This is a genomic window from Streptomyces sp. NPDC002536 (assembly GCF_053594995.1).
The window spans coordinates 43682-56466 of record NZ_JBSFWU010000017.1 but is presented as its reverse complement, the minus strand read 5'-3'; the positions used below and the strand labels follow the sequence as shown (position 1 = coordinate 56466).

Genomic DNA, 12785 nt, shown 5'->3' with positions numbered 1-12785 from the left:
GGATCAGAGTCATGAGCCGTTCCGCCCACCCCGCCGGCCCCCGCTACGCCGACGTCCTTCCGGAGGGCCACTACACGGCGCCCCCGGCCGACCTCAACGTGCTCGACGCGCACGTGTGGTCCCGCACGGTCACCCGCGACGCGGACGGCGTCATCACCGTCGCCGGCCTCAAGGCCACTGCTCTCGCCGAGGAGTTCGGCACCCCGGCCTACTTCCTCGACGAGGAGGACTTCCGCACCCGCTGCCGCGCCTGGCGCGACGCCTTCGGCACGGAGGCCGACGTCTTCTACGCCGGCAAGGCCTTCCTCTCCCGCGCCGTCGTGCGCTGGATCCACGAGGAGGACCTCAACCTCGACGTCTGCTCCAGCGGCGAGCTGCTCACCGCCCTCGACGCGGGAATGCCCGCCGAGCGCATCGCCCTGCACGGCAACAACAAGTCGACCGAGGAGATCACCCGCGCCGTGGAGGCCGGCGTCGGGCGGATCGTGCTCGACTCCTTCCAGGAGATCGCGCGCGTCGCGCACATCGCCGAGCGGCTCGGCAAGCGGCAGCGCGTCCTGATCCGGGTGACGGTCGGCGTCGAGGCGCACACGCACGAGTTCATCGCCACCGCCCACGAGGACCAGAAGTTCGGACTCGCCCTGAACGGCGGGCAGGCCGCCGAGGGCGTGCGCCGGGCGCTCAAGCTCGACGGGCTGGAACTGCTCGGCATCCACTCGCACATCGGCTCGCAGATCTTCGACACCTCCGGCTTCGAGGTCGCCGCCCACCGCGTCGTCGGACTGCTGAAGCAGGTCCGCGACGAACACGGCGTCGAGCTGCCCGAGATCGACCTCGGCGGCGGCCTCGGCATCGCCTACACCGCCGAGGACGACCCGCGCGAGCCGCAGGAGATCGCCACCGCGCTGCGCGAGATCGTCACCCGCGAGTGCCGGACCGCCGGGCTCACCGTGCCGCGGCTGTCCGTCGAGCCGGGCCGCGCGATCGTCGGCCCGACGGCCTTCACGCTGTACGAGGTGGGCACGGTCAAGGAGTTGCCGGGCCTGCGCACCTACGTCAGCGTGGACGGCGGCATGTCCGACAACATCCGCACCGCGCTCTACGACGCCGAGTACAGCGTGGCGCTGGCGTCCCGCGCCTCCACCGCCGAGCCGATGCTCGCGCGCGTGGTCGGCAAGCACTGCGAGTCCGGCGACATCGTCGTGCGCGACGCCTTCCTGCCCGCCGACACGGCCCCCGGCGACCTGCTCGCCGTCCCGGCCACCGGCGCGTACTGCCGCTCGATGGCGAGCAACTACAACCACGCGCTGCGCCCGCCGGTCGTCGCGGTGAAGGACGGTACGGCGCGGGTGATCGTCCGGCGCGAGACGGAAGAAGACCTTCTGCGGCTCGATGTCGGCTGAGGTCGAAAGAGATCTCGAATAGTGGACGGGGTCCGAAAAGCCCCGTCCAGTGAGTGAGACTGGTGCTACCGAAGATGAGCGAGAAACGAGGTCGGATGATGCGTACGCGTCCGCTGAAAGTGGCGCTGCTGGGCTGTGGAGTGGTCGGCTCCGAGGTGGCGCGCATCATGACGACGCACGCGGACGACCTCGCCGCCCGCGTCGGTGCACCGGTCGAGCTGGCCGGCATCGCCGTGCGCCGCCCGGACCGGGTCCGGGCGGGGATCCCCGCGGAGCTCGTCACCACCGACGCCACCGCGCTGGTCAAACGCGGCGACATCGACGTGGTCGTCGAGGTCATCGGCGGCATCGAGCCCGCCCGCACGCTGATCACCACGGCCTTCGAGCACGGCGCGAGCGTCGTCTCCGCCAACAAGGCGCTGCTCGCCCAGGGCGGCGCGGAACTGCACGCGGCCGCCGAGACGCACGGCACCGACCTCTACTACGAGGCCGCCGTGGCCGGCGCCATCCCGCTGATCCGCCCGCTGCGCGAGTCCCTCGCGGGCGACAAGGTCAACCGCGTGCTGGGCATCGTGAACGGCACGACCAACTTCATCCTCGACAAGATGGACACGAGCGGCGCCGGTTATTCCGAGGCGCTCGACGAGGCCACGGCCCTCGGTTACGCCGAGGCGGACCCGACCGCCGACGTCGAGGGCTTCGACGCGGCCGCCAAGGCCGCGATCCTGGCCGGCATCGCCTTCCACACCCGCGTCCGCCTCGACGACGTGCACCGCGAGGGCATGACGGAGGTCACGTCCGCGGACTTCGCCTCCGCGAAGCGCATGGGCTGCACCATCAAGCTGCTGGCCATCTGCGAGCGTGCAAAGGACGGGAAGTCGGTCACCGCCCGCGTGCACCCGGCCATGATTCCGCTCAGCCACCCGCTCGCCTCCGTCCGCGAGGCGTACAACGCGGTGTTCGTCGAGGCCGAGGCGGCCGGCCAGCTGATGTTCTACGGGCCCGGCGCGGGCGGTTCGCCGACCGCCTCCGCGGTCCTCGGCGACCTCGTCGCCGTCTGCCGCAACAAGGTCGCCGAGACCACCGGCCCCGGCGAGTCCGCCTACACCCGGCTGCCCGTGAGCCCCATGGGCGAGGTCGTCACGCGTTACCACATCAGCCTCGACGTGGCCGACAAGCCCGGTGTCCTGGCCCAGGTCGCCACCGTCTTCGCCGAGCACGGCGTGTCGATCGACACGGTCCGCCAGCAGGGCAAGGACGGCGAGGCGTCCCTCGTCGTGGTCACCCACCGCGCCGCCGACGCCGCCCTGCAGGCGACCGTCGAGGCGCTGCGCAAGCTGGACACGGTCCGCGATGTCGCGAGCATCATGCGGGTTGAAGGGGAGTAACGAGAACAATGTCCGGTAACAGCAACTCCCGCGGTTCCGCGGGCACTCACCAGTGGCGCGGCATCATCGAGGAGTACCGCGACCGCCTTCCGGTCACGGACAGCACCCCGGTGGTGACCCTTCGCGAGGGCGGTACGCCGCTCGTCCCGGCGCAGGTCCTCTCCGAGCGCACCGGCTGCGAGGTTCACCTCAAGGTCGAGGGCGCCAACCCCACCGGCTCCTTCAAGGACCGCGGGATGACGATGGCCATCTCGCGCGCCAAGGAGGAGGGCGCGCAGGCCGTCATCTGCGCCTCCACCGGCAACACCTCGGCCTCCGCGGCCGCTTACGCGGTGCGCGCCGGCATGGTGTGCGCCGTGCTGGTCCCGCAGGGCAAGATCGCGCTCGGCAAGATGGGCCAGGCGCTGGTGCACGGCGCCCGCATCCTCCAGGTCGACGGCAACTTCGACGACTGCCTGACGCTGGCCCGTTCGCTCTCCGACAACTACCCGGTGGCGCTGGTCAACTCGGTCAACCCGGTGCGCATCGAGGGCCAGAAGACCGCGGCCTTCGAAATCGTCGACGCCCTCGGCGACGCCCCCGATATCCACGTCCTCCCGGTGGGCAACGCGGGCAACATCACCGCCTATTGGAAGGGCTACCGCGAGTACGCCGCCGACGCGGTGTCCACGCACAACCCCCGGATGTGGGGATTCCAGGCCTCCGGTTCGGCGCCGATCGTGCGCGGCGAGCCGGTGAAGGACCCGCACACCATCGCCACCGCGATCCGCATCGGCAACCCCGCCTCCTGGCAGTTCGCCGAGCAGGCGCGCGACGAGTCCGGCGGTCTCATCGACGAGGTGACCGACCGCCAGATCCTCGCCGCCTACCGCCTGTTGGCCTCCCAGGAGGGCGTCTTCGTCGAGCCCGCCTCGGCGGCGAGCGTGGCCGGCCTCCTCAAGGCGGCCGAACAGGGCCTCGTCGACCCGGGCCAGCGCATCGTCTGCACGGTCACGGGCAACGGCCTGAAGGACCCGGACTGGGCGGTGGCGGGCGCCCCGCAGCCGATCACCGTTCCGGTGGACGCCAACGCTGCTGCGCAGCAGCTCGGGTTGGCGTAAGGGGTATTCCCGGGGGCTCCGCCCCCGGGTCCCCGGGTCCGACGGCTGCGGGCCGTCGGTGGCCGGTCGCGCAGTTCCCCGCGCCCCTTACGGGGCGCACCACCCCGCCTGAACCGGGGTAACCCCCCATAATCCAGGCACGCCGCAGGCGAAACGCATCGTGCGCCTCCCGTGCGCCCTATGTCGCCACAGAACCTTCCTTCGATAGGCTGTGCTCACTCCGCCCCGTCGCAGACCGCTGCCGCCCCCACGCGGCATCGCCGTCACGGCCCTTGCGGTAGTCGCACGTCCTGCCAAGGCCACACCAAGGAGAGTCATCGAGCGATGGCCGGTCCCGCCTTCCGCGCCGCCGCCGTCCGAGTGCGCACCCCCGCCACCAGCGCAAACCTCGGTCCCGGCTTCGACGCCCTCGGCCTGTCCCTGGGCCTCTACGACGACGTCGTGGTCCGGGTGGCGGAATCAGGGCTGCACATCGACATCGCCGGAGAGGGCGCCGAGACCCTCCCGCGCGACGAGAGTCATCTGCTCGTACGGTCCCTGCGCACCACTTTCGACCTGCTGGGCGGCCAGCCCCGCGGCCTGGAGGTCGTCTGCGCCAACCGGATTCCGCACGGCCGGGGCCTGGGCTCCTCCTCGGCGGCGATCTGCGCGGGCATCGTGGCCGCCCGCGCGGTGACCATAGGCGGCGACGCCCGGCTCGACGATGCGGCGATGCTGGAGCTGGCCACCGAGATCGAGGGTCACCCGGACAATGTCGCGGCCTGTCTGCTCGGCGGATTCACCCTGGCCTGGATGGAGTCGGGAGTGGCCCGTGCCGTGCGGATGGACCCTGCGGATTCCATCGTTCCGGTGGTCTTCGTGCCGGCGAACCCGGTGCTGACCGAAACTGCTCGGGGGCTGCTGCCGCGCACCGTCCCCCATGTGGACGCCGCGGCCAACGCGGGCCGTGCCGCACTGCTTGTCGAGGCCCTGACCAGGCGTCCCGAGCTGCTGCTGCCGGCCACCGAGGACCGGCTGCACCAGGAATACCGCACTCCGGCCATGCCGGAGAGCATCGCCCTGGTCAACCGACTGCGTGCGGACGGGGTCGCCGCAGTCATTTCCGGTGCGGGCCCGACGGTGCTCGCGCTGGTCGAGAACGGTGCGGCCGACAAGGTCGCACGGCTGGCGGGCGAGGGATGGGCGGCCAATCGGCTGTCCCTCGACGCCGGGGGGACGAGCGTGCTGCCGCTCGCTTGACCTGTGCGTTCCGGGGAGGGGCCCCGGGGCCACGAAAAACGCGGTTGCCGGTCTTGGAGAGGGGGAATGTTTGTGGGATCCGGTAGTGTTAACCTCAAGTCTGCACCCGAAGTCACATCGGCTCGGTGCTCTGTGTCCCGATCAGGGACCGCTTTTCTTCCGGGAGCCTCCCAAACTGCCTGAGCAGCCTGCCTGAGCAGATTCGAGCACGCTCCGGAATCGGCGTGGGCGACATGAGTGAAGTTGGTCGTCTTGTCTTCACTGATTTCTTCACGCCGGAACCAATGAACTGATTCTTCCGCCGTACCGGCGGACCACCGCCCCGGCACGGTCCGCACATCAGGACCGCAGCCGGACAGCACAACCGGTCGCCGAGCCAAGACAGGCCGACGCCCGCTCCAGGGAAGGACCCCTTCGTGAGCGACACCACCGATCTGATGGGCGTGAATGCCTCCGCGCCCGCCACGGACGCTCCCGCCGCGTCTGCCACCGGTGCCACCACCGCCCCCAGGCGGCGCCGCTCGGGCACGGGCCTCGACGCCATGGTCCTGGCCGAGCTCCAGCAGCTCGCCTCCAGCCTCGGCATCAAGGGCACCGCGCGGATGCGCAAAGGCCAGCTGATCGAGGTCATCAAGGAGAAGCAGGCCGGCGGCAGTGCCGCGGCGCCCGCCAAGACCGAGGCCGACGCAGCCGCCGAGAAGCCGAAGCGCCGTACGACCTCCCGTGCCCGCACCGGTGACGCGGAGAAGCCCGCCGAGAAGGCCGCTGCCCAGCAGCAGATCGAGATTCCCGGCCAGCCCGGCGGGGACGAGGCCCCGGCCGGCGAGCGCCGCCGTCGGCGCGCCACCGCGCCCGCCGGCAGCCCGGAGCAGGCCGAGCAGGCCGCCGGCGGCGAGGACCGCGCCGAGGCCAAGGAGGTCAAGGCCGAGGCGGCGCTGGACAGCGCCGAGGGCAAGGCCGCCAAGGGCGGCGAGCGCCAGGAGCGCGGCGAGCGCGCCGAGCGCAGCCAGAAGGGCGAGCGCCGGGAGCGCGGTCAGCGCGACCGCGACCGCCGCGGCAACCGCGACGGCGAGGCCGGCCAGCAGGGCGGCCAGGGCCGTCAGCAGCGGGACAACCGTCCGCAGCAGCAGGAGGAAGACGACTTCGACGGTGGCCGTCGTGGCCGTCGCGGCCGCTACCGCGACCGTCGTGGCCGTCGCGGCCGTGACGACTTCGGCAACGAGCCGCAGGTCGCCGAGGACGACGTCCTGATCCCCGTCGCGGGCATCCTGGACATCCTCGACAACTACGCCTTCATCCGTACGTCCGGCTACCTGCCGGGCCCGAACGACGTCTACGTCTCCCTCGCCCAGGTCCGCAAGAACGGCCTGCGCAAGGGCGACCACGTCACCGGTGCGGTCCGTCAGCCCAAGGACGGCGAGCGGCGCGAGAAGTTCAACGCCCTCGTCCGCCTCGACTCGGTGAACGGCATGGCGCCCGAAACCGGCCGCGGCCGCCCCGAGTTCGGCAAGCTCACCCCGCTCTACCCGCAGGACCGCATGCGGCTGGAGACGGACCCGGGCGTGCTGACGACCCGCATCATCGACCTGGTCGCGCCCATCGGCAAGGGCCAGCGCGGTCTGATCGTGGCCCCGCCGAAGACCGGCAAGACCATGATCATGCAGGCGATCGCCAACGCGATCACCACCAACAACCCCGAGTGCCACCTGATGGTCGTCCTGGTCGACGAGCGTCCGGAAGAGGTCACCGACATGCAGCGGTCGGTCAAGGGCGAGGTCATCTCCTCGACCTTCGACCGCCCGGCCGAGGACCACACCACCGTCGCCGAGCTGGCCATCGAGCGCGCCAAGCGCCTCGTGGAGCTGGGTCACGACGTGGTCGTCCTGCTGGACTCGATCACCCGTCTGGGCCGTGCCTACAACCTGGCCGCCCCGGCCTCGGGCCGCATCCTGTCCGGTGGTGTCGACTCGACCGCGCTCTACCCGCCGAAGAAGTTCTTCGGTGCCGCGCGCAACATCGAGGACGGCGGCTCGCTGACCATCCTGGCCACCGCGCTGGTCGAGACCGGCTCGCGGATGGACGAGGTGATCTTCGAGGAGTTCAAGGGCACCGGCAACATGGAGCTCAAGCTCGACCGGAAGCTCTCGGACAAGCGCATCTTCCCCGCGGTGGACGTGGACGCCTCCAGCACCCGCAAGGAGGAGATCCTGCTGGGCGGCGAGGAGCTGGCGATCGTCTGGAAGCTCCGCCGGGTGCTGCACGCGCTCGACTCGCAGCAGGCCATCGAGCTGCTTCTCGACAAGATGAAGCAGACGAAGTCCAACGCCGAGTTCCTGATGCAGATCGCCAAGACCACGCCCGCCCCGGGCAACGGCAACGACTGATCTGCCGCGCAGCACTGCAGCGCATTCCGGGCCCCCGCCACAGCCGTGGCGGGGGCCCGGCCCTTTTGTGATCTCTCTGTGACCTTTTGAGACATCCGCCACAGGCGCACCAGCGGTAAACAGCCGGCAGCAATCCCGCCAATCTGGCCGAAACCGCAGGTGGCAGGGGGTGGTGGCAGTGCCCCGGGCGGGGGAGTGGCCTCCGGTTTTCTTAAAAGGTCCTCAGAACCCGTTGTGCAACCCTGGCGCATGCTTCCCCGTCTGAATGGGGCAGCCGAACCAGCACGAAGGACTGAGGAGCGCATGGCCGACGAGAGCAGGAGCACGAGGGCGGCATCGGGCCGCCGCCGTGCCGGCGGGAAGCGCGGCCGGCGACGCAAGCCCCCGGAGCGCAGGAAGGGCTGGCGAATAGCCGGCTGGACCGCCGCCGCCGTGCTGCTGGTGGGCGGTTCCGGACTCGGCTTCGCCTACTTCAAGCTCAACGGCAACATCAACGGCGTCGACATCAACGCCGCGCTCGGCAAGAACCGCCCGGCCAACATCGACAACGGCTCGCAGGACATCCTGGTCCTCGGCTCCGACTCCCGGGCCGGCGCCAACAGCGAGTACGGCCGGGACGAGGGCAGCGCCCGCTCCGACACCGCGATGATCGTCCACATCTATGCGGGCCACAAGAAGGCCAGCGTGGTCAGCATCCCGCGGGACCTGATGGTCCCCCGGCCCGCGTGCAAGTCGCCCGGCGGCAAGACCGTCCCCGCCACTCAGCGGGCGCAGTTCAACGAGGCCTACTCGGTGGGCGGCGCGCCCTGCGCCGTCGCGACCGTCGAGGCCATGACGAACATCCGCATGGACCACTACATGGAGGTCGACTTCGCCGGCTTCCAGAAGCTGATCGACCAGCTCGGCGGCGTCGAGGTCACCACCACCCAGGACATCGACGACAAGTACAGCCACCTCAATCTGAAGGCGGGCACCCACAAGCTCAACGGTGAGCAGTCGCTGGGCCTCGTCCGTACCCGGCACGGCGTCGGCGACGGCAGCGACCTGGGCCGGATCAAGGTGCAGCAGGCCTTCATCAAGGCGCTGATCAAGCAGGTGAAGTCCATCGGCCTGTTCACCAGCCCCACCAAGCTGTACGGAATCGCCGACACCGCCACCAAGGCGCTGACCACCGACTCCGAGCTGGCCTCCGTGGACAAGCTGCTGGGCTTCGCCGAGGGCCTCAAGGGCATCGGCGCCGAGGACATGCACATGGTGACGCTGCCCGTGGGCACCGACCCGGTCGACAGCAACCGGGTGGCCCCCATGAAGGCCGCCTCCCAGCAGGTCTGGGACGCGCTCCGGGAGGACAAGGAGATCCCCGAGTCCGCCCTCAAGGACGGCGCGGGCACCAGGACGGAAGCCGACAACGCGGTGAAGTAGCAGCCGGGGGCCCCGGGAATACCGGGGCCCCACCCCCCGTTTTGGGGGATGCGGCCAGTACTGGCAAACTGGTACGTCGGCCCCGGTTCACGTAAGGCAATCCCGCCTCTACGACCCGGTGCCCTCCCTGAACCTAGGAGAACCCCTTGAAGCGCGACATCCACCCGGAGTACGTGGACACCGAGGTCAGCTGCACCTGCGGTGCCTCCTTCACCACCCGTAGCACGATCGAGGCCGGCACCATCCGTGCCGAGGTCTGCTCCGAGTGCCACCCGTTCTACACGGGCAAGCAGAAGATCCTCGACACCGGTGGCCGTGTGGCGCGGTTCGAGGCCCGCTACGGAGCCAAGAAGTAGCGACCCGCAGGCGCCGGTCCTCGGTCGCCCAGTTCAGGCTGGGCGACCGGACCGGCGCTTTCGCGTCCTGCAGGCCCGTCACCTTCGCTTAGGGAATCTTGATGTTCGAGGCAGTCGAGGAACTGATCGGTGAGCACGCCGACCTCGAGAAGCGGCTCGCCGATCCCGCCGTGCACGCGGACCAGGCGAACGCCCGCAAGCTCAACAAGCGCTACGCCGAGCTGACCCCGATCGTCGGCACGTACCGCGCCTGGAAGCAGACCGCGGACGACATCGACACCGCGCGCGAGTTCGCCGCCGACGATCCCGACTTCGCCGCCGAGGTCAAGGTCCTGGAGGCGCAGCGCGAGGTGCTGACCGAGAAGCTGCGCCTGCTGCTCATCCCGCGCGACCCCAGCGACGACAAGGACGTCATCCTGGAGATCAAGGCGGGCGCGGGCGGCGACGAGTCCGCCCTGTTCGCCGGCGACCTGCTGCGCATGTACCTGCGCTACGCCGAGCGCGTCGGGTGGAAGACCGAGATCATCGACTCCACCGAGTCCGAGCTCGGAGGCTACAAGGACGTCCAGGTCGCGGTGAAGACCAAGGGCAACGTCACCCCGGAGCCCGGCCAGGGCGTCTGGGCCCGGCTGAAGTACGAGGGCGGGGTGCACCGCGTCCAGCGCGTGCCCGCGACCGAGTCCCAGGGCCGTATCCACACCTCCGCGGCCGGTGTGCTCGTCACGCCCGAGGCCGAGGAGATCGACGTCGAGGTCAACCCCAACGACCTGCGGATCGACGTCTACCGCTCGTCCGGCCCCGGCGGCCAGTCCGTCAACACCACCGACTCGGCCGTGCGCATCACGCACCTGCCGACCGGTGTCGTCGCCTCCTGCCAGAACGAGAAGAGCCAGCTCCAGAACAAGGAGCAGGCCCTGCGCATCCTGCGTTCCCGGCTGCTGGCCGCCGCGCAGGAGAAGGCCGAGGCCGAGGCCGCGGACGCGCGCCGCAGCCAGGTCCGCACCGTCGACCGCTCCGAGAAGATCCGGACGTACAACTTCCCGGAAAACCGGATCTCCGACCACCGCGTGGGGTTCAAGGCGTACAACTTGGACCAGGTGCTCGACGGCGAACTGGACGCGGTCATCCAGGCCTGCGTCGACGCCGACTCGGCCGCGAAGCTCGCGGCCACCAGCTGACCACCCACCGGGCCTTGTCGAAGGCCCGGCCCGGAAGCCCCCGGGACGACCGTGACGATGCGAGAGGGAACACCGTGAACCTGCTGCTCGCCGAGGTGGCGCAGGCCACCCAGCGGCTGGCCGACGCCGGCGTGCCCTCCCCGCGCTTCGACGCGGAGGAGCTGGCCGCCTTCGTGCACGGCGTCAAGCGGGGTGAGCTGCACAACGTCGCCGACGCGGACTTCGACGCCCGCTACTGGGAGGCCGTGGCCCGCCGCGAGGCCCGCGAGCCGCTGCAGCACATCACCGGCCGCGCGTTCTTCCGCTACCTCGAACTCCAGGTGGGCCCCGGCGTGTTCGTGCCCCGCCCGGAGACCGAGTCCGTGGTCGGCTGGGCCATAGACGCCGTCCGGGCGATGGACGTGGTCGAGCCCCTCATCGTCGACCTGTGCACCGGCTCCGGGGCCATCGCCCTCGCCCTCGCGCAGGAGGTGCCCCGCTCCCGGGTGCACGCCGTCGAGCTGGACGAGACCGCGCACGGCTGGGCCGCGAAGAACGTCGAGGGCTCCAGGGTCACCCTGCACCACGGGAACGCCCTGACCGCCCTCCCCGAGCTCGACGGCCAGGTCGACCTCGTCATCAGCAACCCGCCGTACATCCCGCTCACCGAGTGGGAGTACGTCGCCCCCGAGGCCCGCGACCACGACCCGGAGCTCGCCCTGTTCTCCGGCGAGGACGGCCTCGACACCATCCGTGGCCTGGAGCGCACGGCCCACCGCCTGCTGCGCCCCGGCGGCGTCGTCGTCATCGAGCACGCCGACACCCAGGGCGGCCAGGTGCCGTGGATCTTCTCCGAGGAGTCGGGCTGGGCGGACGCGGCCGACCACCCCGACCTCAACAACCGCCCGCGGTTCGCGACGGCCCGTAAGGCCATGCCGTGACCGGGGTGCAGGGAACCGACCGCTTCGCGAAGGAGATGTGATGGCACGGCGATACGACTGCAGCGACGCGACCGACCGCAAGACCGGTCTGCGCGAAGCGGCCGCCGCGGTCCGCCGCGGCGAGCTGGTCGTGCTGCCCACCGACACCGTCTACGGCATCGGTGCGGACGCCTTCAGCCGCGAGGCCGTCGGCGGCCTGCTCCAGGCCAAGGGCCGTGGCCGCGGCATGCCCTCGCCCGTCCTCGTGGGCTCCCCCAACACCCTGCACGGGCTGGTCACCGACTTCTCCGAGCAGGCCTGGGAGCTCGTCGACGCCTTCTGGCCCGGCGCGCTGACCCTGGTGGCCAAGCACCAGCCCTCGCTCACCTGGGACCTGGGCGAGACCCGCGGCACCGTCGCCGTGCGGATGCCGCTGCACCCGGTGGCCATCGAGCTGCTCACCGAGTTCGGCCCCATGGCCGTCTCCAGCGCCAACCTCACCGGCCACCCGGCGCCGCAGTCCTGCGACGCCGCCCAGGAGATGCTCGGCGACTCCGTCTCCGTCTACCTCGACGGCGGCCACACCCCGGCCGACGTGCCGTCCTCCATCGTGGACGTCACCGGTCCGGTGCCCGTGCTGCTGCGCGCCGGTGCGGTCAGCGCCGAGCAGCTCCGCGAGGTGGTACCCGACCTCGAGGTGGCGAATTGATCGCCCCACAGGGGCGTGGCATAGCGGGACCGGTCACTTTCGCCGACACCTTCCGCATCCTCCACGTCAGCACCGGCAACGTCTGCCGCTCGCCGATCACCGAGCGGCTGACCCGGCATGCCCTCGCGCACCGGCTCGGCGACCCCTCCACGGGCGGCCTGGTGGTCGAGAGCGCCGGCACCTGGGGACACGAGGGAGCGCCCATGGAGGCGCACGCCGCCACCGTCCTGGCCGACTTCGGCGCGGACGCGCACGGCTTCACCGGCCGTGAGCTCCTCGACGAGCACGTCATCCGCGCCGACCTGGTGCTCACCGCCACCCGCGACCACCGCGCCCAGGTCATCTCCATGGGCCACTCCGCGGGCCTGCGCACCTTCACGCTGAAGGAGTTCACCCGGCTGGTGCGGGCCATAGACCCCGCGACCCTGCCGGACCCCGCGCAGGCGGGCGGCGTCGTCGACCGCGCCCGCGCCCTGGTGCAGGCCGCCGCCGCCCTGCGCGGCTGGCTGCTCGCGCCCAGCGCGGAGGCCGACGAGGTGCACGACCCCTACGGCGCCCCGATCACCTTCTTCCGCTCCATCGGCGACGAGATCGACCAGGCCCTGGACCCGGTCGTCACGGCTCTTACGGGAGTGCCCCGACCCCGATAAGGGACGCGGGAACTGCGCCCGCAGGCGGGCATGCAAGGCAATACGGACATACAGTGG

11 protein-coding genes are annotated in these 12785 nt (G+C 70.9%); all 11 read left to right on the top strand.

What is annotated here, in order from left to right:
• Positions 1 to 11: 11 nt before the first annotated feature.
• The 11 genes from lysA (at position 12) to ACWD4B_RS09165 (ending at position 12728) form a co-directional block, all read left to right on the top strand.
• A complete protein-coding gene (gene lysA, locus ACWD4B_RS09215; protein WP_451420179.1) occupies positions 12 to 1403 on the top strand; it encodes a diaminopimelate decarboxylase in 1392 nt (463 codons plus the stop codon).
• Positions 1404 to 1498: 95 nt separating this feature from the next.
• Positions 1499 to 2791, top strand: a complete 1293-nt coding sequence (locus ACWD4B_RS09210; RefSeq protein WP_451420178.1) for a homoserine dehydrogenase — start codon at positions 1499 to 1501, stop codon at positions 2789 to 2791.
• An 8-nt stretch (positions 2792 to 2799) separates the two neighbouring features.
• Positions 2800 to 3891 carry a threonine synthase gene (thrC, locus tag ACWD4B_RS09205; RefSeq protein ID WP_451420177.1) on the top strand — a complete coding sequence of 364 codons (1092 nt, stop codon included), beginning with the start codon at positions 2800 to 2802 and terminating at the stop codon, positions 3889 to 3891.
• A gap of 324 nt (positions 3892 to 4215) precedes the next feature.
• Positions 4216 to 5130, top strand: a complete 915-nt coding sequence (gene thrB / locus ACWD4B_RS09200) for a homoserine kinase (protein ID WP_451420176.1) — start codon at positions 4216 to 4218, stop codon at positions 5128 to 5130.
• A 416-nt stretch (positions 5131 to 5546) separates the two neighbouring features.
• A complete protein-coding gene (gene rho / locus ACWD4B_RS09195) occupies positions 5547 to 7514 on the top strand; it encodes a transcription termination factor Rho (RefSeq protein WP_451420175.1) in 1968 nt (655 codons plus the stop codon).
• Between the two features lie 303 nt (positions 7515 to 7817).
• A complete protein-coding gene (locus tag ACWD4B_RS09190; RefSeq protein ID WP_451420174.1) occupies positions 7818 to 8936 on the top strand; it encodes an LCP family protein in 1119 nt (372 codons plus the stop codon).
• A gap of 146 nt (positions 8937 to 9082) precedes the next feature.
• A complete protein-coding gene (gene rpmE / locus ACWD4B_RS09185) occupies positions 9083 to 9292 on the top strand; it encodes a 50S ribosomal protein L31 (RefSeq protein WP_451420173.1) in 210 nt (69 codons plus the stop codon).
• Positions 9293 to 9393: 101 nt separating this feature from the next.
• Positions 9394 to 10470, top strand: coding sequence for a peptide chain release factor 1 (gene prfA, locus ACWD4B_RS09180; RefSeq protein WP_451420172.1), 1077 nt, complete (start codon positions 9394 to 9396; stop codon positions 10468 to 10470).
• A gap of 74 nt (positions 10471 to 10544) precedes the next feature.
• Positions 10545 to 11390 carry a peptide chain release factor N(5)-glutamine methyltransferase gene (gene prmC, locus ACWD4B_RS09175; protein ID WP_336413552.1) on the top strand — a complete coding sequence of 282 codons (846 nt, stop codon included), beginning with the start codon at positions 10545 to 10547 and terminating at the stop codon, positions 11388 to 11390.
• Positions 11391 to 11430: 40 nt separating this feature from the next.
• Positions 11431 to 12078 carry an L-threonylcarbamoyladenylate synthase gene (locus tag ACWD4B_RS09170; protein ID WP_171085088.1) on the top strand — a complete coding sequence of 216 codons (648 nt, stop codon included), beginning with the start codon at positions 11431 to 11433 and terminating at the stop codon, positions 12076 to 12078.
• Positions 12075 to 12728: an arsenate reductase/protein-tyrosine-phosphatase family protein gene (locus tag ACWD4B_RS09165; RefSeq protein ID WP_451420171.1), complete on the top strand. Its 654-nt coding sequence runs from the start codon at positions 12075 to 12077 to the stop codon at positions 12726 to 12728. Before ACWD4B_RS09170 ends, ACWD4B_RS09165 begins: the two co-directional genes overlap by 4 nt.
• The last annotated feature ends 57 nt before the right edge of the window (positions 12729 to 12785 follow it).